The 20998-nt window shown below is 59.2% G+C and carries 16 protein-coding genes and 5 pseudogenes; 15 read left to right on the forward strand and 6 right to left on the reverse strand.

Going from position 1 to position 20998, the window contains the following annotated elements:
- Positions 1 to 24: 24 nt before the first annotated feature.
- From EOA27_RS01535 to EOA27_RS41870, 3 genes and pseudogenes are all read right to left on the reverse strand, one after another.
- On the reverse strand, positions 25 to 1479 hold the full coding sequence (locus tag EOA27_RS01535; RefSeq protein WP_127255279.1) for a glutamate synthase subunit beta: 1455 nt from the start codon (positions 1477 to 1479) through the stop codon (positions 25 to 27).
- A 41-nt stretch (positions 1480 to 1520) separates the two neighbouring features.
- A pseudogene (locus EOA27_RS01540) lies at positions 1521 to 1684 on the reverse strand (thioredoxin domain-containing protein); the annotation flags it as partial.
- A gap of 275 nt (positions 1685 to 1959) precedes the next feature.
- A pseudogene (locus EOA27_RS41870) lies at positions 1960 to 2166 on the reverse strand (pyridoxal-phosphate dependent enzyme); the annotation flags it as partial.
- Here EOA27_RS41870 and EOA27_RS01550 point away from each other — a divergent pair.
- Positions 2072 to 3013: a TauD/TfdA family dioxygenase gene (locus EOA27_RS01550; RefSeq protein ID WP_127389303.1), complete on the forward strand. Its 942-nt coding sequence runs from the start codon at positions 2072 to 2074 to the stop codon at positions 3011 to 3013. The pseudogene EOA27_RS41870 and the gene EOA27_RS01550 sit on opposite strands and share 95 nt — an antisense overlap.
- Positions 3014 to 3607: 594 nt before the next feature.
- Here the strand turns inward: EOA27_RS01550 and EOA27_RS40440 are convergent.
- Positions 3608 to 3877, reverse strand: coding sequence for a hypothetical protein (locus EOA27_RS40440; RefSeq protein ID WP_024504272.1), 270 nt, complete (start codon positions 3875 to 3877; stop codon positions 3608 to 3610).
- A gap of 993 nt (positions 3878 to 4870) precedes the next feature.
- Here EOA27_RS40440 and EOA27_RS01560 point away from each other — a divergent pair.
- Positions 4871 to 5017, forward strand: a pseudogene (locus tag EOA27_RS01560) (multicopper oxidase domain-containing protein); the annotation flags it as partial.
- Positions 5018 to 5121: 104 nt separating this feature from the next.
- Here the strand turns inward: EOA27_RS01560 and EOA27_RS41875 are convergent.
- A pseudogene (locus EOA27_RS41875) lies at positions 5122 to 5250 on the reverse strand (LysR family transcriptional regulator); the annotation flags it as partial.
- Between the two features lie 370 nt (positions 5251 to 5620).
- Between EOA27_RS41875 and EOA27_RS01565 the strand changes: the two are divergent.
- From EOA27_RS01565 to EOA27_RS01615, 11 genes are all read left to right on the forward strand, one after another.
- Positions 5621 to 5902, forward strand: a complete 282-nt coding sequence (locus tag EOA27_RS01565) for an acyl carrier protein (RefSeq protein WP_126057635.1) — start codon at positions 5621 to 5623, stop codon at positions 5900 to 5902.
- The gene (locus tag EOA27_RS01570) at positions 5903 to 7111 is read left to right on the forward strand and encodes a beta-ketoacyl-[acyl-carrier-protein] synthase family protein (RefSeq protein ID WP_127255281.1); all 1209 of its coding nucleotides are present in this window, start codon (positions 5903 to 5905) and stop codon (positions 7109 to 7111) included. It abuts the gene before it with no gap.
- Positions 7112 to 7964: 853 nt separating this feature from the next.
- Positions 7965 to 8555, forward strand: coding sequence for a NodA family N-acyltransferase (locus EOA27_RS01575; RefSeq protein WP_024505875.1), 591 nt, complete (start codon positions 7965 to 7967; stop codon positions 8553 to 8555).
- On the forward strand, positions 8552 to 9211 hold the full coding sequence (gene nodB, locus EOA27_RS01580) for a chitooligosaccharide deacetylase NodB (protein WP_126057632.1): 660 nt from the start codon (positions 8552 to 8554) through the stop codon (positions 9209 to 9211). The genes EOA27_RS01575 and nodB overlap by 4 nt, the downstream gene beginning before the upstream one ends.
- 15 nt (positions 9212 to 9226) lie before the next feature.
- On the forward strand, positions 9227 to 10552 hold the full coding sequence (gene nodC / locus EOA27_RS01585; protein WP_127255283.1) for a chitooligosaccharide synthase NodC: 1326 nt from the start codon (positions 9227 to 9229) through the stop codon (positions 10550 to 10552).
- 260 nt (positions 10553 to 10812) lie between these two features.
- Complete coding sequence (gene nodI / locus EOA27_RS01590; protein ID WP_024505873.1) at positions 10813 to 11727, forward strand: nodulation factor ABC transporter ATP-binding protein NodI; 915 nt, start codon at positions 10813 to 10815, stop codon at positions 11725 to 11727.
- Positions 11728 to 11730: 3 nt separating this feature from the next.
- Positions 11731 to 12519, forward strand: a complete 789-nt coding sequence (locus EOA27_RS01595) for an ABC transporter permease (protein ID WP_029356621.1) — start codon at positions 11731 to 11733, stop codon at positions 12517 to 12519.
- Between the two features lie 289 nt (positions 12520 to 12808).
- Positions 12809 to 13570 (forward strand): sulfotransferase, encoded by a 762-nt coding sequence (locus EOA27_RS01600; RefSeq protein ID WP_024505871.1) that lies wholly within the window; start codon positions 12809 to 12811, stop codon positions 13568 to 13570.
- A 377-nt stretch (positions 13571 to 13947) separates the two neighbouring features.
- Positions 13948 to 15234 (forward strand): dicarboxylate/amino acid:cation symporter, encoded by a 1287-nt coding sequence (locus tag EOA27_RS01605; protein ID WP_127255285.1) that lies wholly within the window; start codon positions 13948 to 13950, stop codon positions 15232 to 15234.
- Between the two features lie 272 nt (positions 15235 to 15506).
- On the forward strand, positions 15507 to 16568 hold the full coding sequence (locus EOA27_RS01610; RefSeq protein WP_024505889.1) for a LacI family DNA-binding transcriptional regulator: 1062 nt from the start codon (positions 15507 to 15509) through the stop codon (positions 16566 to 16568).
- Between the two features lie 164 nt (positions 16569 to 16732).
- Positions 16733 to 17536 (forward strand): TIM barrel protein, encoded by an 804-nt coding sequence (locus EOA27_RS01615; RefSeq protein WP_024505888.1) that lies wholly within the window; start codon positions 16733 to 16735, stop codon positions 17534 to 17536.
- Positions 17537 to 17584: 48 nt separating this feature from the next.
- Here EOA27_RS01615 and EOA27_RS01620 read toward each other — a convergent pair whose 3' ends face one another.
- On the reverse strand, positions 17585 to 18502 hold the full coding sequence (locus EOA27_RS01620; RefSeq protein WP_024505887.1) for a LysR family transcriptional regulator: 918 nt from the start codon (positions 18500 to 18502) through the stop codon (positions 17585 to 17587).
- A 701-nt stretch (positions 18503 to 19203) separates the two neighbouring features.
- Here EOA27_RS01620 and EOA27_RS43095 point away from each other — a divergent pair.
- Together EOA27_RS43095 and EOA27_RS43100 are read left to right on the forward strand one after the other, a co-directional pair.
- Positions 19204 to 19578: pseudogene (locus tag EOA27_RS43095) on the forward strand (IS110 family transposase); the annotation flags it as partial.
- A gap of 91 nt (positions 19579 to 19669) precedes the next feature.
- The gene (locus EOA27_RS43100) at positions 19670 to 20194 is read left to right on the forward strand and encodes a transposase (RefSeq protein ID WP_245265439.1); all 525 of its coding nucleotides are present in this window, start codon (positions 19670 to 19672) and stop codon (positions 20192 to 20194) included.
- Positions 20195 to 20998 lie beyond the last annotated feature (804 nt).

The raw sequence follows: 20998 nt of genomic DNA on the forward strand, positions 1-20998 counted from the left end.
TAGGAGTAGAATTTTAAAACGGTCTCAGCGCGGAAGAACCGTCGATCCCATCAACGCTTCGTCGATCGAGCGCGCCGCCTGGCGGCCCTCGCGGATCGCCCAGACCACCAGCGACTGGCCGCGGCGCACGTCGCCCGCGGCATAGAGCTTGTCGACGCTCGTCCTGTAATCGCTGTCGTTCGCCTCGACATTCTTTGAGCGGCGGCTGTCGGTAACGACCTTGATCTTGCCGTCCAGCTCCTTCATCAGGCTGTCGCCCGCCGGGCCGGCAAAGCCGATGGCGATGAAGGCGAGGTCGGCGCGGATGACGAATTCGCTGCCGGCGATCGGCTTGCGCTTCTCGTCCACCTCACAGCAGCGCACGCCGGTCAACTGGCCGTCCTCGCCGATGAATTCGAGCGTCGCCACCTGGAATTCGCGCTCGGCGCCCTCGGCCTGCGAGGAGGACGTGCGCATCTTGGTCGCCCAATAGGGCCATACTGAGAGCTTGTCTTCCTTCTCCGGCGGCTGCGGACGGATGTCGAGCTGCGTCACGCGCACCGCGCCCTGGCGGAAGGCGGTGCCGATGCAGTCGGACGCGGTGTCGCCGCCACCGACCACGACCACATGCTGGCCGCCGGCGATGATCGGGTGTGAGGGCCAGGCAACCGACTGGATCGGCTCGCCGCCGACGCGGCGGTTCTGCTGCACCAGATAAGGCATGGCGTCGTAGACGCCGCCGAGATCGTCGCCGGGAATGCCGGCCGCGCGCGGCGTTTCGGAACCGCCGCAATAGAGCACCGCGTCATATTCCTCGAGCAGATCGGCCACCTTCGTGTCGACGCCGACATTGACGCCGCAATGGAAGGTGACGCCCTCGCCCTGCATCTGCTCGATGCGCCGGTCGATATAGTGCTTCTCGATCTTGAAGTCGGGGATGCCGTAGCGCATCAGCCCGCCGGGCCGGCTCTCGCGCTCATAGACATGCACGTCGTGGCCGGCGCGGCCGAGCTGCTGGGCGGCCGCCATGCCGGACGGGCCGGAGCCGATCACGGCGACACGCTTGCCGGTCTTCTTCTCGGGCGGATAGGGCCGGATATGGCCGGTCTCATAGGCCTTGTCGGCGATCGCCTGCTCGACCGTCTTGATGGCGACCGGAATGTCTTCGAGGTTCAGCGTGCAGGCTTCCTCGCAGGGCGCCGGGCAGATGCGGCCGGTGAATTCCGGGAAATTGTTGGTCGAATGCAGGTTGCGGATCGCGCTATCCCAGTCGCCATTGTAGACGAGATCGTTCCAGTCCGGGATCTGGTTGTGGATTGGGCAGCCGGTCGGCCCATGGCAGAACGGAATGCCGCAATCCATGCAGCGCGCGGCCTGTTTCTCGACCTCCTTGTCCGACATCGGCAGCGTGAATTCGCGGAAATGCCGGATGCGGTCGGAGGCCGGCTGGTACTTGTGCACCTGCCGGTCGATCTCGAGGAAGCCTGTTACCTTGCCCATAGTCCAGCTCCTGCTGTCCAGATGGCGCGCCTGGCGACGCCCTGCAGCTGGATCAGATGGGGCATCCCGTCCACACATGGGCCGCACCAAGTTGCCCAAAATTCGACTATGTACACTTGCCGGGCTCAAAGCTCGTGAGGGGCTCGCCATGCAGCCAGTTCTCGACTCTAATCGAAGGAGCCGGGGACTCCATCTGCAATACCACGTTGCGGTCCAAAGCTATTTCCAAAGGTTTCTGCACGAGCTGGTTTCCTCTCAGAGACGGCACACGGGTTCAGGGAGGAGCGCATCGCTCGTCTTGCCCCATTAAGTGCAGTCACAGTCACTCAGTCTCAAAAGCCATGCCAACGCGCTCAGCGCGCAGTTAGCGCCCATTGCTTCGAAAAACCTCGTCAGTGCCCAGATGTTGGTTGTAATGAACCTGACATTTGTCTGACGCTGTCAGCTTTTGGACACGCGATCACGCGCTTCGTGCCGCCAGGCCAGGCCGAGCCCTGTGTTGCCAGCGGTCGCTTCGATGATTGTACCGCCCGGCGCGAGCTGGCCACGCTGTTCGGCATTAACGATCATCGACAACGCAATGCGATCCTTGATCGATCCGCCGGGATTTTGGCTTTCGAGCTTGACGAAGAGAATTCCTGACTCCGACGTTGTACCGCTGACCAGCCGTGTTGGAGCTGAAATCAGAGGAGTTCGCCTTGGTGGAGACCTTTCGGACGCAGCGATAGCAGCCATCAACCAGCTTCTTCTAAAACACAAGGTGATCTTCTTCCGCGGCCAGGAGCATCTCGACGATGCGGAGCAGGAATTGTTCGCGCGGCGTCTGGGTAACCTTGTACCTCATCCCACGCAGGGGCCGGCAGCCGGCACGGCCTCAATCCTCAATCTCGATTCCGGCCGTGGCGGTGGCAGGGCAGACCAGTGGCATACCGATGTGACTTTCGTCGATGCCTATCCGAAATTCTCGGTCCTACGTGGCGTCGTCATTCCGGCGGCGGGGGGCGACACGATCTGGTCCAACACGCACGCCGCGTACGAGAATCTGCCGGCGCCGCTCAAAATATTGGCGGACAATCTGTGGGCTATTCATAGCAATGCCTACGACTACGCAGCCGTGCGCCCGCGCGCCACAGCCGAAGAGAAGAAGCACTTCGAGGAAGTTTTCACATCGACGATCTACGAGACCGAGCATCCGGTCGTGCGCGTCCATCCGGAAACCGGGGAGAAGTCGCTGCTGCTCGGCAATTTCGTGCAGCGCCTCGTCGGCCTTTCCAAGAGCGATTCCGCCAAACTCTACGAGGTGTTCCAGTCCTACGTCACTGCCCCGGAAAATACCGTGCGGTGGCGCTGGCAAGTAGGCGACGTCGCTATCTGGGACAACCGTGCTAACCAGCATTATGCGGTCAACGACTATGGCGACCAGCACCGGGTTGTGCGTCGCGCTACGGTTGACGGTGACGTTCCGATCGGCGTCGACGGTCGCCGCAGTATAACCCATGTCAAGGCAGCCAAGCCGGCGGCGAAGGCAGCCTGACCGTCTGAACAGGGTAAAGATGAAAACTTCGTATCGCCGCGGCCATATCGCGCTGCTTAACCGCCCCACAAAGCCTTATGATTTCCGAGAAGCAAGGCGAGTTGCGGGCTCGAGGCTTGGCCCGAAATCGAGGTCCTGCAGCGTGGCGCATGGCTCGAGTCGCTGCTCGTGGCCCCGCTGCAGCGGTACAGGTCCCCCACCGCCCCACCATCTCGCCCGCCCTGCACCTCGGATAGCGATCATTCACCGTTTGTTCATTATGATAGCGCACGATCATAACTGGACATGCTGGTAGCTCGTACATGCCTGAAGGCCCTGCGCGCCGACCCAGCGCCGGGGCCTTTTTACTTCCGCAAAATCGATTCCAGCAACGCGGGCACTTCGCAGGATGTCGGAATCCCGCGCTTGCGATGATACGCCGTACAGCGAATTGCGCGAGTCAAACGAATTTGGGTTTCTCAAATATAGAATCGTCGATACCGATCCTGATGGATCGAGCCTCGACGACGAAGTCAACCATCTTCAAACGGAATTATTCAACATTGCCGAGAGCTCCCGGTGTGCCGTCGAAGCCGACATTGGGGAGGTCAGCGGTCACCAACGATCATGGTGATCGCCAGCATCTTTCGTATTCACATAACCGTCGGCCTTGTACTTTCCCGAGGCCATGACATGAGTGGGTCTTCCAAGCACCGATTTGGCCCGGTAGGATTTGCAGGGGGCGCGGACAAGCGGATGAACAAACGGAATGATGCCGGAAAACTGCGCGCGCCTGCTGGGATTTAGCCGACCGTCGATAGGAACATAGCCCTGGTCGACGGCTTTCTGAAGGGCAAGAGTTTCGCCGACCTGGCTCAGGAACATGGCTTGTCGACAACGAGGGTGCGCCAAATCATCGAGAAGGCCGATCGGCTCGTGGGCGGCGCATTCAGACCAAGACTGAAACGTCCAACGCCTCGCCTCGGTCCGATTTCATGGTCGACTATCCCTATGTGTGCAAATGGCCGAGAAGCACCGGCTGGGTAGCGTCACGCCGCATCATTCTTTGCGGAGCTGGAGCGCGCGGGATCGCTGGAGCGGCTGGTGAAAGCGGTTGCCGGGGCGCACAACACGTGAGCTGGCGCCTCGTGTGGCAAAAGGAGAGGGCGAGAGCCCATGGCCTGCAATGAAGCGATCAAGCATTGCGATCGTGGAACCAAGCTAGTCGACCATCCGGACCGCGGCCTTCAATGCCAGCTCGCCTTGGAATCGGCCTTCCAGGAATTGGCTGAGCGCGCAGCGGAATCCGGCTGGACCGAGGAGATAGCCACGCGCTCCTCGAACTCGCCGGCGCGCGCCTCAGGAGCGACTCCGCCAATGACAGACTGAGAGGACGATTAATCGTGCCAGGGCAACGAGAGAGCGGCAGGTTCAAGAAGCTTCGCCTGAACCGATAGGAACGTCGCTGCGCCAATAAAATTGGCGGTGAAGGCTGACCGCGGCCGAGTCGGGCAAGCGAGCGAAGTGCTGAAATAAGGGCGTGAGAATCCAAGACATCGTTTGTAGAGAGCATCGAGCTTCGCGAGATTGTGGTACAGGATCGACCGCAGGTGTTCTCGCAGCGCTCGCAGAACCCGGGATTCTTCCGCGGCACCCGCCAAGGCGAAGAACGGTCAGAGTTGCACGATAACGTTTAAAAGCGAGCCTTCCTCCGAAAGTCTGCGCGCGCAGTTCCACGGTCCGATGCGCTTTCATAGCTATTCCAATCGCCGCGCCCATCCTCTCCCGGATCAGGTCCAGCGGGTCTGCAGTGCATGCGCCCCCAAAGTGGACGCCATTGGGCCGGGTGAACCGGGCTCGATTGCGCGCCGAAGGCCCGTTCCAGGCCCGGAAATCCGGGTCCGTCAGGGCGAGCGCGTGCGGGTCGAGGTAGAGAACGGCCTTGCCGAGAAAACGACCGTGCACTGGCATCGCGTGCGTGTGCCACATGCCATGGATGGCGTGCCTCACCTCACGCAGAAGCCCGCGAAAAGGCAACGGAAGATCTAGCATTTATGGGGGAAATGTTTTTTCGGAGTGCTTGACCCGCAGGAAGGGCAGGGCATGACTGCCTATCGCCCGACCCGGCCGGCCGCACTCATGACCGGCTGGGCTCGGTTAATCCTGCATGCCGCGCCCATGAGGTTGCGCTCTGTCGGGAGTGCGTCGAGCACAACGACGAGATGTAGTTCACGATCTTTGAAACGCGTGTCAACCATCCAAAGTGTGGATGCCTTTCATCGAAACAAACGATTTCATCAATGTTCTGGAATCCTGCATGGGCAGAACAGAAACCGCCCGAAAGGAGATTTTTCATGCGCTCTACCGGGCAGTGGAGTGCTGGGAAAGGGAGTTGCAACTGACCGGGTCCGACTTCTTCCGAGTCTATGGACAGACTGGGAGACGCGCACGGTGTAGCGGCTCACATCGTCATACTGCACCTACGCCACACACCGGCCGGACCTGATCCGGCTTTATGAGCATTGGGCTTTGTCAGTTGCCCAAGCGTGATGGCTTTCGCGACGCGGCGCGCCTCAGGAACTGAGCCGCGTCCAGGTCGAAACGCGGGAAAGAAAGACAGGAAACAGAATGGCCGATCAATTCGCAACGGACGTCATTGCCCTGATCAAGAAACGCGCCGAGTCGGAGAGCGGTGAGGGAATGCCTACGTCATTCGTCGGCGAGATAACAATCGCCACGGAACTGGACGCGCTCGGGTTTGATTCGCTGGGTTTGGCGGACGTCCTCTGGGATGTGGAGCAGGCCTACGGCATCAAGATCGACATGAACACGGCCGATGCCTGGTCCAATCTCAAGAATGTCGGCGACGTCGTGGAAGCCGTCCGCGGCTTGCTTGCGAAGGAGGCTTGAATGGACAGGCGCGTCGTTATCACCGGAGTGGGCGGCCTGTGCGGACTGGGCACCGACGCCGCCTCTATGTGGAAAGAGATGCGCGAAGGCCGCTCCGCCATCGGCCCGATCGCCAATTCCGAGCTTCATGACCTGGAGGGCATGACCGGCGCTGAGATCAAGGCGCTGCCCCAGCACGACATCAACCGGGGGCATCTCATCTCCATGGACCGCTTCAGCTTGCTCGCCGTGCTTGCAGCGCGCGAAGCCATGCGGCAGGCCGGACTTTCCTGCGACGAGGGGAATGCCCATCGCTTCGGCGCGACAGTGGGCGTCGGCGGCTTGGGCTGGGATGTGATGGAGGAAACTTACCGGGCCCTCCTTTTGGACGGCGCGAGGCGAGTTGGCATCCTCGCTGTACCCAAAACGATGCCAAGCGCCGCCGCCGGCCAGGTGAGCTTGAGCCTCGGCTTGCGCGGGCCGGTCTTCGGGGTGACCTCCGCATGTGCCTCGGCCAACCATGCGATCGCCTCGGCGGTGGACCAGATCAAGCTGGGCCGGGCCGACGTAATGGTTTCCGGAGGCAGCGACGCACCCTTCGCATGGGGCGTGCTGAAAGCATGGGAAGCAATGCGCGTGCTTTCACCCGATACCTGCCGGCCCTTCTCCGCCGATAGGAAGGGCCTGGTGCTGGGCGAGGGTGCGGGCATGGCCGTGCTGGAAAGCTACGAGCATGCCACGAGGCGTGGTGCCACAATTCTTGCCGAGATCGCCGGCGTCGGCCTTTCCGCCGATGCCTTCCACATTGCCGCGCCATCTGTCGAGGGGCCAGCGTCGGCGATGCGCGCCTGCCTTGCCGATGCCGGGCTGAATGCCGAGGACGTCGACTACCTCAACGCGCACGGCACCGGTACCAAAAGCAATGATCAGACTGAAACGGCGGCGATCAAGCGTGTGTTTGGAAACCACGCTTATTTGATGTCCATCTCTTCCACCAAGTCCACGCACGCGCATTGCCTCGGCGCAGCGAGCGCGCTTGAAATGATCGCCTGCGTGATGGCAATCCAAGAGGACGTCGTGCCGCCGACCGCCAACTATCGCGAGCCAGATCCCGCTTGCGACCTCGACATCACACCCAATGTGCCGCGCGAGCGCAAGGTGCGCGTCGCCATGAGCAACGCCTTCGCCATGGGCGGTACGAACGCAGTTCTGGCATTCAGGCAGGTGTAGAAGCCATGCAAGACGCCTCATTTGAGGTCACCTGTCGTATCTAGCTGCTTGCCGGACCACTATGTGAAGCGAGCGCTATTGGCTGCCTCTGCGATGCGGGAATTGGCAGCGGACGTCTCACGATCAAACAGGCATCTGCTTGTAGAATTCTTTTAATCGTGAAGCGGCGCGAGTGCGCTATCCGTTGAGGTGAGCAAGGCCGGCGCCCTGGGTGAGCGCTGGTGTCGGGTGGTGGAAAGTACAGGGGGAGCTGTGTGGCCCCCTCTTTCTCGGCCTCGACGATGTGCGAAGGAGCCTGTGCGGCGAACGGGCCGACGCCCCAGGCTCAGAACCTGGGCGAACCTAACTCCCGCCAAAGGACAGCCCAGAGCTGGATACACGAAAGAGATACTGAACCCGCGAATCAGATTCTGATCAATCGTCGTGTCTGAGCTCCGCTCGGCTCTTACGGAGATAATCGCGCGGCCCGGCAACGGCCGCGCGTGCCGCGGGCGTGAGCTTTGCGCTTCGTCAGAAGTGCCTCGAGCGTGACGACGATAATTGACCAGCCATATGGAACGCATTCGCCCAGTTATCCAAAGCGTGGATACCTTTCATCTAAACAAAGGATTTTACCGTTTTTGCTGCAGGTCCCATAGAGGCGCTTCAAGTTGGAAAGATAGGTAGTTCCCATGGTTGCGTTGGATCCGAGGAGCATCATCTGGTGTGCGGGGCGCACAAAGTCAGTCGCATCTGCATTACGGCTTGGTCTTTCGGCGGTCTCCACAAGTTACGCCCCGTTGGTGCGATGCCAATTATTTAACCAATGCTTGGACATTTATCTCAACCAGACAGCTCCAAGGTGAGGTCTTCCATGCGCCCGAATGTCGATTGGAAGTTGTGCTGGGAAAATGAGCTGCAACTGGCCGACCATGTCGAACTCTCCGACTTTTTTCGAAAGACCTATGGACGGACTGGCGCCTTCAACGCGGAGCCATTCGAAGGCGGCCGCAGTTGGGCCGGCGCGAGGCCGGAATTCCGCGCAATCGGCTACGACGCGCATGGGGTAGCGGCTCACATCGGCATGCTGCGGCGCTTCATCAAAGTTGGCGAGGTCGACTTGATCGTCGCTGAATTGGGCCTGTACGCGGTTCGTCCGGATCTTGAAGGGCTCGGAATCGGTTTTTCGATGCGCGTGGCGTACCCAGTGCTCCATCAGTTGGGTGTTCCATTCGCTTTCGGCACGGTTCGGCACGCGCTGCGAAACCATGTCGAAAGATTCTGCAGAGCCGGCCTCGCGAACATTGTGTCGGGCGTTCGCGTACGATCGACCCGTCCAGATGTGCATCCCGACCTGCCGCCCACGCGCCTGGAAGACGTACTCGTGTTGGTTTCGCCGATCGGACGCTCGATGGACGAGTGGCCGTCCGGTACCCTGATCGACCGGAACGGTCCGGAACTATGAAGCCTCTGGACTACATATGCGAAGGGCAGAGTGACAATGCCGATGGCACTGCAGAGCGCAGCGTCTATCTGACGTTTGACGATGGTCCCAATTCATTTTTCACACCGCAGATACTCAATGTGCTGGCGCAACATCAGGTGACGGCGACCTTCTTCGTTGTTGGGGCCTACGCGGCCGACGAGCCGGAACTCGTTCGCCGAATTATTACAGACGGGCACGGTATAGCCAACCACACGATGACTCATCCGGACCTGGCCAAATGCGGGTCCGTCGAAGTCGACTGCCAGATAGTTGAGGCAAACAGAGTCATAGGGATGGCTTGCCCGCAGGCCATGGTTCGGTACTTTCGTGCACCGTATGGCATCTGGACCGAAGAAGTAATCGCTGCATCAGCGGGTGCGGCATTGGCGCCCGTCCATTGGTCCATTGATCCACGCGACTGGTCTCGCCCCGGCGTTGACGCCATCGTCGACAGAGTGCTCGCCGATATCCGGCCGGGCGCAATCGTGCTGTTGCACGACGGGTGCGCTCCCGACGAATTGCAACCAGGCAATCAAGCCAGTCTGCGCGACCAGACGGTGACAGCGTTGTCACGCCTAATTCCAGAATTGCACGGCCGCGGATTTGTAATCCGATCACTTCCTCAACACCCCTGAACAAACAGAGATCCTATGGACCTTCTCACCACAGCCAGTACTGTTGCCGTTTCGTCTTATGCGGTGCTCTCGACTGTTTACAGAGGCATGCAAGCGGTCTACTCCCAACCGGAAAATGTTACGCCGCCGTCGGAAAGCTTGTTCGGATCCGACCGTTGGCCGAGCGTGGATGTCATTATCCCCTGCTACAATGAGGACCCGCGCACACTCGCGGCGTGTTTAGCTTCCATTGCAAATCAAGATTACGCCGGAACATTTCAGGTCTATCTGGTTGACGACGGTTCTGGAAATCGTAATGCCGTCATCCCGGTACATCACGCCTACGAGGGCGACCCGAGATTCAATTTCATTCTGCTCCGCGAGAATGTTGGCAAACGCAAGGCGCAGATCGCCGCCATCCGCCGCTCATCTGGAGATTTCGTGCTCAGCGTCGACTCTGACACGACACTTGCGTCCGACGTCATCACAAAGCTTGCAGTAAAAATGCGGGATTCCATGGTCGGAGCGGCCATGGGCCAGGTGACGGCATACAACCGCAGCGACACTTGGTTGACCCGATTGATCGATATGGAATACTGGCTGGCTTGCAATGAGGAGCGCGCGGCGCAAGGTCGCTTTGGTGCGGTCATGTGCTGCTGCGGCCCATGTGCAATGTACCGCCGGTCTTGTCTCCTTTCTCTGCTGGATCAATACGAGACGCAGCTGTTCAGGGGGAAACCAAGCGACTTCGGTGAAGACCGTCATCTTACGATCCTCATGCTGAAAGCAGGCTTTCGAACCGAGTACGTTCCAGGTGCCGTCGCGGCGACAGTCGTTCCGGACAAGATGGGACCTTATTTGCGCCAACAACTCCGCTGGGCACGAAGCACCTTCCGGGACACGATGCTTGCGCGAGGTCTACTGCGTGGCCTGGATCGCTATCTAACTTTGGATGTGATGGGAGAGAATCTCGGCCCATTGTTGCTCGGCATCGCGGTAGTAACGGCGCTCGGTGAGCTACTATTTTCACATACAGTAAATTGGTGGACGGTGCTGGCTATTGTCACGATGACCATAATCAGATCTACGGTGTTATCTTTCCGCACTCGGCAGCTTCGATTCATCGGCTATTCAATGCACGCGTTAATCAGGATATTCCTGTTGATCCCCTTGAAGGCTTACGCCCTGTGTACATTGAGCAATAGCGATTGGCTGTCGCGTAAAAGTGTTCCCCTGCCCAACAGGAGCACAAAGGAAATCACAAGCGCGATGCCGCTTGCCGGAGCAAATGCTGCGGGCAATTCTGGAATTGCGGAGTCACTTCATACTGCAGATCTTTCGCTCACAGCTGGTGAAGTCTGACGGCCTTGCAGCGCCGAGTGACCGAGTAAGTTGTGTCAGTCGACACGGGGTGAAGCTTTCGAGTTACCTATGGTCAGAACGGGAACTATCTGGAAGCGACACGTGGCATCTTGACGTTATTCTTTGGCGGAAGCGATACACGCGTCGCTCCGGCCGCGACTTTCCAAAGGTGCCATCTCAAGGCGGTGGCCTGCTCTGAACCAGAATTCGCAAGTAAGCTGCCGGTGGCCAATCGGACTCATTCCGCTTGAGATAGACGCATGTCCAATGTAGCAATCGACCTTACCGGCGTAACCAAATTATTCGGAAACAAGCTCGTTGTGGACGGGCTGTCCTTCACCGTTGCATCGGGAGAGTGCTTCGGTCTGCTGGGGCCGAACGGCGCAGGCAAGAGCACGATTGCGCGTATGCTCCTCGGTATGACCCGGCCTGACGCGGGTGATATAACAGTCCTCGGTCTACCAGTGCCGGCACGCAGCCGCTTGGCCCGCAAGGGCATAGGCGTGGTCCCGCAGTTCGACAATCTCGACCTGGAATTTACGGTACGCGAGAACCTGTTGGTGTTCGGGCGCTACTTCGGCATGAGTACAAGAGAGATCAACGCCGTCATCCCACGGCTCCTCGAGTTCGCTCGCCTTGAGAGCAAGGCGGATTCACGTGTCGGCCTGCTATCCGGCGGGATGAAGCGGCGCCTGACGCTGGCACGTGCTCTGATCAACGACCCCCAGTTGCTTGTGATGGATGAGCCCACGACCGGCCTCGACCCGCATGCCCGCCATCTGATCTGGGAGCGACTTCGTTTCCTGCTGGCGAGCGGAAAAACGATCATTTTGACCACCCATTTCATGGAAGAGGCTGAGCGGCTTTGTGATCGGCTGTGTGTTCTCGAGCGGGGACGCAAGATCGCCGAGGGCAGTCCTCATGCGCTGATCGACGAGTACATTGGGTGCAACGTGATCGAGATCTTCGGCGGCAATCCACAGGAGCTGATTTCGCTGATCAGACCGTACGTTCAGCGTGTCGAGGTAAGCGGCGAGACGCTCTTTTGCTATGCGCCTGAGCCGGAGGATGTGCGCATCCAGCTTCGCGGTCGAGCGGGTCTGCGTATTCTAGAGCGTCCACCCAGTCTGGAGGACGTTTTCTTGAGGTTAACCGGACGTGAGATGGAGAAGTGAGCAATGGGTGAACGTTTTGCGGCCGCTCTACCCGCCAACGCCTGGAACTGGATCGCGGTGTGGCGCCGCAATCATCTGGCATGGAAGAAGGTGGCATTTGCTTCAATGCTCGGCACCCTTGCTGATCCGATGATTTACCTTTTCGGGCTCGGCACTGGCCTTGGACTGTTGGTAGGCCGCATCGAAGGTGCATCCTACATCGCCTTTCTGGCAGCCGGCATGGTTGCGACGAGCGCGATGACAGCATCAACCTTCGAAACAATTTACGCGGTTTTCGGTCGAATGCGCGATCAGGGCACTTGGGAAGCAATCCTGCACACACAACTTACCCTCGGCGACATCGTTCTCGGTGAATTGACCTGGGCAGCCACAAAGGCCTTTCTGGCCGGTACGACAATTGCGATTGTTGCCGCCGCGCTAGGTTATGCCGCGTGGACGTCGGTTCTCTACGTGCTGCCGGTCATCGCTCTCACCGGGTTCGCCTTTGCGAGCCTGGCCATGCTCGTCATCGCGCTCGCGCCCAGTTATCACTATTTTATTTTCTATCAGACGCTTGTCATCACACCCATGCTGTTCCTTTCGGGCGCGGTTTTTCCAGTCGGCCAATTGCCAGGAGTGTTTCAGCAGATTGCGGCCTTCTCGCCGCTGGCGAATTCTATCGATCTAATCCGTCCGGTGATGCTCGGCCGCCTGGGCGACAATGTAGGGCTGCATATAGGCGCACTTTGCATGTTCGCTGTATTGCCTTTTTTTCTGTCGGCTGGACTGTTTCATCGACGACTAATGCGTTGACGCTTACCTACGCCCATCAACGAGAAGGAGGTCCGCAATGCCGGATTGCAAACTGCCCCCAGCGGCCCGGAGGCATGCGTGTGCCAGGAATCGCGAGTGGTACAACAACGCCGAAGCCGGGCGCCACCCAGCCGCTGCAGGCACGCGCCCATCTTCGCGACCACACCTCGGAGTACAGGCTGGGTGGTGAGGCGCGCGGACCCACCCGGAGCGTTCAAGCGATAGCAGCCAAGCTTCTTGTGCGCGTCCCCAGACCGTCGCGGCCATTATTTAGTTGGATACACATGCAATGACCCACAACGAACCAACTCCTGAGCCTTTTGTGATCCTTGCTATGCCAAGGACCGGAACACACTATTTAGAAGAATTGCTAAACGAGCATCCGACCGTTCTGAGTAACGGTGAGTTGCTAAACGAATATGATCCCAATTGGCCCAGCACGGATCGCCTGCTAGGCACGGATCGCGAGCTTCTTGAGCTTGCCTATGTGCGCTGCCCTATGCGCGACTACAAGAATGTGACGCATCTTGGCTGCAAGATCAATGAACCTCAGTTTCGCGAGCGTCCAGCATTCTTTGCGGAATTAGCTCGTTGGCCAGCACTCAAGGTCATCCTCGTTGTTCGCCGAAACGTATTGGAATCGCTCCGATCCTTTGTGCAGGCCAGGGAAAGCGGTCAGTGGCTGAAGTTCAGCTCGGACAACGATACCGCTCGGCCACCGAGCGTCAGGTTGTCAATCGCCGACTGTGAGGCTTATTTCAAAGCCGCCGACGATTTTCACGCTCGCGTTATGGACTCCTTCACGTCGACCAACCTGCTTGTAATGGAATACGAGAGCCTACTTCACGAACCTGCCCAATGCTTGGGAGCGGTTTGGGATTTCCTGGGCGTTCCAGCGCTTGAGCCATCAGATAACGCCATCTTGCAGCGCCAGGAAACGCGACCGCTTGATCAAACGGTGGAGAACTTTGACGAGTTGCGGATTCACTTCGCACGCGGACCTTATTCAAGATTTTTTGACCTCGGAGATTCAATGCGCTCCTACGCTTAATCGCTTGTACCGCGTGCTCTGATGGGCGTGTAGGATATCCTGCAGTTTGCGCGCATTCCGTTCCAAAACTGACAAACCAAAGTCACCAAGGCAACCGGCAGTCGATCTGCGGCGAACATCAAAGGGCACGGGCGCAAGGCGACCTGGTCAATTCCCTCTCTGATGAAGCACTTCCTCAGACGCGATCTTTGGCGAGCCTCGAGTGCAGAATTCCGGCAAGGTGGAGGGTTCCAGTGCGCAACTGCACCAATCTCGCTGGACGGGACAGGCGTCCAGTTGGCACGGCGCTTGCTCCGAGATGACAGCAGCGCTCGACCGGAGCGCAGCATGGGAGAAGGAGGAGCCCCCACCCCGATCCGGTCAGGGAGAGAGAAACGATGTTGGTTCCAAGAGTCCCCCGCGCGATCGCAGCGCCCCGCAAGCGCCATTTTGCCCGGACCTACGTGCAGGTACTTGCCGCCATGGTCCTTGGAGCCGCAATTGGCTACCTCTATCCGGAAACCGGCCAAAGCCTGAAGCCGCTCGGCGATGCCTTCATCAAAGTCATCAAGATGATTATCGCACCTGTCATCTTCCTGACAATTGCGACCGGCATTGCCGGCATGAGCGATCTGCAGAAGGTCGGCCGAGTTGCCGCCAAGGCGATGGTTTATTTCCTTACCTTCTCGACGCTTGCACTCGTTGTCGGGCTGATTGTCGCGAATATCGTTCAGCCTGGCGCCGGCCTCAACATCGATCCGGCCTCGCTCGATGTCGAAGCCGTTAAGGGCTATGTGGCCACGGCTCACGAGCAGTCCGTGACCAGCTTCCTGATGAACATCATCCCGTCAACGATTGCCAATGCCTTCGCGGAAGGCGACATCCTGCAAGTCTTGTTCCTCTCGGTCCTGTTCGGCATTGCTCTGGCGATGACCGGAGAGACGAGCAGGCCGGTCGTTACCTTTCTCCAGGCGCTCACCGCCCCCATTTTTAAGCTCGTCGGCATTCTGATGAAGGCTGCACCCATCGGCGCCTTCGGCGCTATGGCCTTTACGATCGGCAAATACGGAATCGGTTCGGTGGCCAACCTCGCGATACTGGTCGCGACGTTCTATCTGACCGCCTTCCTCTTCGTGTTCGGGGTTCTCGGCGTGGTCTGCCGCTGCAACGGCTTCTCGATCTTTTCTCTTGTCCGCTACATCAAGGACGAGCTGCTGCTTGTCCTGGCAACGTCCTCCTCGGAGGCCGCGCTGCCCTCGCTCATGGAGAAGATGGAGAAGGCCGGCGCCGCGCGTTCGGTCGTAAGTCTCGTCATCCCTACTGGATACTCATTCAATCTGGACGGCACCAATATCTACATGACGATCGCCGCCCTCTTCATCGCGCAGGCGACGAACACAGATTTGTCAATTGCCGATCAGATCCTCCTGCTGCTAATTGCGATGCTTTCCTCGAAGGGTGCGGCAGGCGTCACCGGCGCCGGCTTCATCACATTGGCCGCTACTCTGTCTGTCGTGCCGAGTGTTCCCGTTGCCGGAATGGCTCTAATTCTTGGCGTGGACCGCTTCATGTCGGAATGCCGCGCGCTGACGAATTTAGTCGGTAATGCGGTGGCATCGCTCGTTGTCGCTCGCTGGGAAGGCGAATTGGACCAGTCCCGGATGGAAGCCGCTTTCCGCGGTTAGGGTTACATCAAACGGGCTCCCCGCAAGCAAGCAATAGCGCGACGTGTAAGTCACGGCCTTCACAGCAGTCGAATTGCCGGCCTCCAAAGAGCGCTGGAAATAGTGTACTAACGCGGAGAGTAATACAACACCATGAAGCCCCTAAGCAAACGAACGGTTCACGGAAACTCATCTGGGTCCGCATGGAGCGCTGTTCGTCGAATGCGTTATCAACCGTGGGGTGTGGTAACTATTTCAGCTTGCCGCCCCAAGCCGTCGCGGGATCGCACCGGATGACGGAGGACCGGCCGATCAGAATCGCTAGGGGAAAGCGCGTCACAATTGCCGATCTCGCCCGCGAAGCCGGAGTCAGCGTAGCAACAGTCGATCGGGTTCTGAACGTCCGCCTTCCGGTGCGAGAGGAGACCGCCCAGCGGGTCCATGCGGCCGCGCACGCGATCGGCTATCATGCTGCCGGTCTCATCAAACAGCGCTTGCAGCAGCACCTGCCGCACTACAAGCTGGGCTTCATCTTGAGAAAACCTGCCCACGATTTTTACCAAGATTTCGCTCGCAATATTGAAGAGTCGGTCAGTATGGCTAAATCCTTCCACGGCCTTCCGATCATCGAGTTCGCGCAGTCACATTTGCCGCGTGACCTGCTCCCGCTTCTTAAGGACCTTGGAAGCCGCTGCCAGGCGATCGCCATGGTGGCGGCCGATCACCCGAAAATCACAGCATCAGTCGAGGAGCTCAAGGCGAAAGGTATCCCGGTATTTTCGCTGTTATCCGACTTCGCCGATGGCGTGCGCGAGGGCTACATCGGCCTCAACAACAGCAAGGTCGGACGGACTGCCGCTTGGGTGTTTTCCAAGGCCGCAAAACGGCCCGGCAAGGTGGCGGTGTTTGTCGGAAGCCATCGCTTCCAGGCGCATGCGACGCGGGAAACGGCCTTTCGTGCCTATTTTCGTGAGAACGCGCCCAAATTCGAGGTGCTTGATCCGCTCGTGAACCTTGATGAACGGCAGCTCACTTACGAAAAATTGCTGGATCTTATGCAGCGGGAACCAGAGCTCGTCGGCTTCTATATGGCCGGCGGGGGTATAGAGGGAGCAATTTCCGCGCTCCGAGAAGAGGGGAGCGGTCAGGATCTCGTCGCGATCGTGAGTGAAATGACGCCGCAGTCACGTGGGGCGCTTGCGGATGACATCTTGACGATGGCGGTCGGCACGCCAATGCGCCGACTTTGCCAGGAGCTGATAATGGCAATGGAGCGGGCCATCAAAGCCGGCGTCGCGGAGAGCCCGGGGCAGACATTTCTGCCGTTCGACATTTATCTTCCGGAAAATATTTGACCTTGATGGATTTCTATCATGAGCGCCCATTTTCCTTTCACCGATGAAAGGAAAGCTCGATTGACTCGGCCGTCTCTGTCCGATCTGTGAACCGGCGTGGTTCCGTCTTGAAAGAAGCCGGATGCCGAAATGGCAGCCGCGCTTCATGGAAGGAAAGTCAAGCAATGCGCCAGGTATCGCCCCGCTTTGCACTCGATCACATGGCGGCGCCCCGCCTTGACGTCAGTGCGCTTTTCGCGCTTGCCCGTGACCAAGGCCTGACCGACGTCCAAATCCGTTACCCTCATTTCAGCAATCCTGTCGCACGCGGCATTCCGGCTGCGGACGTTCGGTTTGCCGCTACCGAAGCGGGCGTCACGATCATCTCTGTCAACGCCTTGCAGCGGTTCAACGACTGGACTCCAACGCGTCAGGCCGAGGCAAGCAACCTCGCCGATTATGCGACGGCGTGCGGGGCAGAGACGCTCGTGTTGGTGCCGGCCAACCGCAGCTCGTGGCCCACCAATAGCGAGCGCCAGGACAATCTTCGTTTCGCTCTAAACGAGATCAAGCCAATCCTCCAGTCGCGGGGTCTGATCGGTCTCATCGAGCCGCTGGGTTTCCGAACCTGCTCGCTTCGATCAAAGAAGGAAGCGGCCGAGGCCGTTGCCGCGGTTGATGGCCAGTCCGTCTTTCGCCTCGTGCACGACACGTTCCACCACACCCTGGCCGGGGAGACATGCCTGTTCTGCGAGCTTACCGGCCTGGTGCACATTTCAAGCGTAAACGACCCGACCTTCTGGATTTACCCCGATCGCTTTCTTGCAGGTTCCGACAATGGCAGCCAGATTCAGGCGCTGCTGGATGGCGGCTACGCGGGACCTTTCTCGTTCGAGCTGATCGAGGAAGTCCATTCTCTGGACGATCTCGCAGGCGCACTTGCCGCCAGCATCGACTTTATCCGGCGAGGGCTATTGTCGTCAAAGTAGATGGTGACAGGTGTAGTGACTATAGGTGCGCCTGAATTTTCCGAGGGTTCACAGCGGGGCAGCCATCCGAGATGCCTCCTGTATCATTATCTCCCGCATCCAGATGCTTGCCGGATCGCTATTGTGGAGGGCCGGCCATTGGAGGGTCTCGGTGAATGTGGGAAATGGCAGCGGAAGTTCGATAACCCGCAGGGGGAACGTTTTTTCGAAATGCCTGACCAGCCGTAAGGGCATGGTCGCTATACGAGCTGTGCCGGACACCATAGGTGGAATCATGCTGAAGCCCTGCACGGCGACCTCGACACGTCTCTTAAGGCCATGCTCAAGCAAAAACCATTCCTCGATAGACGGCTTCATCGTACGCCCGAACCTGACCGCGACGTGCCTCATCGACATGTATCTCTCGAATGTAAGCTGCTGTGGCAGCTGCTTGTTTGTGGGACAGCCTACGCACACGAGCTTCTCGTCAAACAGCGCAATGCTTGAATGCACACTCGACGTGAACATATCCGGTAGAATTAGAAAATCGACGTCACCGCGCCGGAGAAGCTCATCGGGGCTATCGTCGACAGGCAGCAGTTCGAAGCTGACGGCGGGGGCTTCCCGTGAAATACGCTCCACAAGCTTTTCGAAAAACACGAGCGTGACGAAATCGGAAAGAATGATCCTGAAGAGGCGATCGGCTCGAGCTGGGTCAAACGGATCCGAAGAAATAATCGAGCACTGGATGTGCTGGAGAGCGTCGCGAACTGCGGGGGCAAATGCTGCCGCACGCGGGGTTAGAAATCGTTCGCGACCTCTTATCGTAAACAGTTCATCGCGGAAATAATCGCGCAGTCGGGCGACGGCCGCACTCATGGCGGGCTGACTCAGGTTGATCCTGCGTGCCGCCGCCGAGAGATTACGCTCCGTCAGGAGTGCGTCGAGCACAACGAGGAGATTTAGATCAAGTCCTTTGAAACGCATGTCATCAGCCATCCATGGGATGGATGCCTTTAACCGAAACAAACGACTTTAACAATTTAGCATTCTTGCAATCTTTTGTCGCAAAAAGTTTATGATGGATGACGTTAAGGTCCGACATATGAGCCGCGTGATCTGCCGAAGCGAGCAATCGTTCGTACTGTGCAGGTCAGAGATTGGCAGTTTGAAACGCCGGGCCGATGGCGCCGGGCTATCAACCAGCGTCTTCGGCGGCCCCGACCTAGCTGGGCGTGGAATCTAATAGGGTGCACCTTTCCAGTCCGAGGCGACTGATGGGCGGTTTGATCCTAAGCTGCCGTGAGGCCTGTGCCAATTGTATCGGCGAGCCAATGCAGCAGTCCGGCAGCGTTTTTGAGAGCTGTTGTAGGCTCGGCCTAAGCCCATTGGCGCAAGCCTATCTGAACGAAGCGCTTGGCCTTGCCGCTATCCGGTATGTGATCTGTGGTGTCTTCTCGTCCTGCTGTTCTTGTTTTGGAACGCCCTTATGGTGAGCCCATCCGGGACGTGGGGCACCGGGAGCACAAAGGTGCAGGCAGGCCGTCAATAGACCGTGGGCTGAGAGCCCGAGCTCGTTACATGGCCGCCCCTGGCGACTTTCCCGGATGCGCTGCGAGCGCGGATCAGTAGATGTCGTGTTGCCCGCCAGCTCCCGTCTTTGACCGAGCCAAGAAGGAGGAACGGGCATGCTTATCATCGGACTGGATATTCACCGCGCCTTCGCCGAAGCAGTGGCATGGGAGGAGGGCAGGCTCAGGCGACTCGGCCGCGTCGACATGCGGCGCGATCTGCTGGCGGCGTTCGCCGCGAAGCTGTCGCCGAACGATGTCGGGGTGATCGAGGCCACCGGCAGCGCGACGTCCGCTGCAGCTGTGATTGCGCCGCATGTGAAGAAGGTGGGGATCGCCAAGCCGAAACAGGTGTTTATCGTTGCCTATGCCAAGATCAAAACGACGATCGACGCCGACGTTCTTGCGCAGCTCTATGCCAGCGGCTTCTTGCCAGAAGTCTGGATTGCGGACGAGCCGACGCAGGCTCTGCGTCGACAGGTGACACGGCGCAATCAGATTGTCCGACAGAGATCTCGATTGAAGAGCGTCATCCAGTCGATCCTTCATAGCCACCTGATCCGTCCTGCCCGCATGCCGACCTGTGCGGCGCCAAGGGTCGGACCTGGTAATCGAGCAGGTCGTACCGCAGGACGAGCGCCTCGCGATCGATGGGCATCTGCGCGAGTTCGACCGATTGGGCGAAGACCTCCAGGTCATCGAACGCGATCTTGTCCGCTCGGCTCTCGAGGATGAAGGCGTGAAGCGGCTGATGACCATTCCCGGCGTCGACATCACCGTCGCGCTGGCGATGAAGGGCGGCGATCGGCGACGTGTCGCGCTTCGACGATCCGCAGAAGCTCGTGACCTATCTCGGGTTGAACCCAAGCGTCCAGCAGTCCGGCCAGGTCCGGCCTACCATGGGCGGATCACCAAGCAGGGCCGTGGTCATGCGCGCGGCATGCTCGTCGAGGCGGCCTGGGCGGCCGCTCGTGCTCCCGGACCGTTGCGAGCCTTCTCCCTGCGGCGTGCGAGCCCGGCGCGGACAGCATGTCGCGGCCGTGGCAACCGCACGCAAACTCTCTGTCGTGATCTGTCATCTGTTGAGAAGGGCGAGAGTTACGCGTAGGCTCGACCCTCCCTGCATGCCAAGAAGCTTGCGCGATGTGGAACTCAAGGCCGGGAGCAAGGCTGTGCGCGGCCAAAAGGGAGCGCACGCCTACAACATAAAGAGCCACCGGGAAGAAGAGCGCCGCTGGGTGGAGCAGGCCGAGGGCGCCTATGCACGCCTCGTCGCCGGTTGGAACCCACGAGGTCCGAAGAGGGTAGGCACGGATGCCGCAAACCGGGCGCCCAGCTTGGCATAAGGGCTACGTGGCCTCAGGAAGCGTCGTCGCCAATGCAGACCATGGACGAATTCCCAGCCGATGCCGAGATGCCGGTCGACCGTGCCTGTCGCCGTCCGGTGATGCGATGCCCCCGAGCGGATGAGTTCGCCCCGGATGCTCCCGGTCACGACGCACGGGTTCGGGTTCCAAGGCGCTCAGTTTTGTTCGCGCCCAATCGGTGTAGGACGCGGCAGAAAATACGAGCGTGACGAAATCGGGAAGAATGATCCTGAAGCGGCGATTCGGTAGAGCCGGGTCAAACTATCCGACGAAATAAACGAGCACTGGATGGGCGGGAGAGCGTCGCGAACTGGAGGGCAAGAGCTCCCGGACGCAGCGTTAAGTTTGAATACCTCCGCGGACATGGTCGCGAGCTTATCGCGCAAATAATCGAGCAGCCGAGCGCCGGCCGCACTCATGACCGGCTGGGCTCGGTTAATCCTGCATGCCGCGCCCATGAGGTTGCGCTCTGTCGGGAGTGCGTCGAGCACAACGACGAGATGTAGTTCACGATCTTTGAAACGCGTGGTCAACTATCCAAAGTG

Origin of the sequence: Mesorhizobium sp. M2A.F.Ca.ET.037.01.1.1 (assembly GCF_003998075.1) — a bacterium.
Taxonomy (GTDB): Bacteria; Pseudomonadota; Alphaproteobacteria; order Rhizobiales; family Rhizobiaceae; genus Mesorhizobium.

Excerpts from the sequence above, each read along its gene's own strand:
- EOA27_RS01575 (WP_024505875.1), top strand. The coding sequence starts at position 7,965 with ATGCGCCCGAATGTCGATTGGAAGTTGTGCTGGGAAAATGAGCTGCAA.
- EOA27_RS40440 (WP_024504272.1), bottom strand. The coding sequence starts at position 3,877 with ATGTTCCTGAGCCAGGTCGGCGAAACTCTTGCCCTTCAGAAAGCCGTC.
- nodI (WP_024505873.1), top strand. The coding sequence starts at position 10,813 with ATGTCCAATGTAGCAATCGACCTTACCGGCGTAACCAAATTATTCGGA.
- EOA27_RS01605 (WP_127255285.1), top strand. The coding sequence starts at position 13,948 with ATGTTGGTTCCAAGAGTCCCCCGCGCGATCGCAGCGCCCCGCAAGCGC.
- EOA27_RS01535 (WP_127255279.1), bottom strand. The coding sequence starts at position 1,479 with ATGGGCAAGGTAACAGGCTTCCTCGAGATCGACCGGCAGGTGCACAAG.
- EOA27_RS01570 (WP_127255281.1), top strand. The coding sequence starts at position 5,903 with ATGGACAGGCGCGTCGTTATCACCGGAGTGGGCGGCCTGTGCGGACTG.
- EOA27_RS01620 (WP_024505887.1), bottom strand. The coding sequence starts at position 18,502 with ATGCGTTTCAAAGGACTTGATCTAAATCTCCTCGTTGTGCTCGACGCA.
- EOA27_RS01615 (WP_024505888.1), top strand. The coding sequence starts at position 16,733 with ATGCGCCAGGTATCGCCCCGCTTTGCACTCGATCACATGGCGGCGCCC.
- nodC (WP_127255283.1), top strand. The coding sequence starts at position 9,227 with ATGGACCTTCTCACCACAGCCAGTACTGTTGCCGTTTCGTCTTATGCG.
- nodB (WP_126057632.1), top strand. The coding sequence starts at position 8,552 with ATGAAGCCTCTGGACTACATATGCGAAGGGCAGAGTGACAATGCCGAT.
- EOA27_RS01565 (WP_126057635.1), top strand. The coding sequence starts at position 5,621 with ATGGCCGATCAATTCGCAACGGACGTCATTGCCCTGATCAAGAAACGC.
- EOA27_RS01595 (WP_029356621.1), top strand. The coding sequence starts at position 11,731 with ATGGGTGAACGTTTTGCGGCCGCTCTACCCGCCAACGCCTGGAACTGG.
- EOA27_RS01600 (WP_024505871.1), top strand. The coding sequence starts at position 12,809 with ATGACCCACAACGAACCAACTCCTGAGCCTTTTGTGATCCTTGCTATG.
- EOA27_RS01610 (WP_024505889.1), top strand. The coding sequence starts at position 15,507 with ATGACGGAGGACCGGCCGATCAGAATCGCTAGGGGAAAGCGCGTCACA.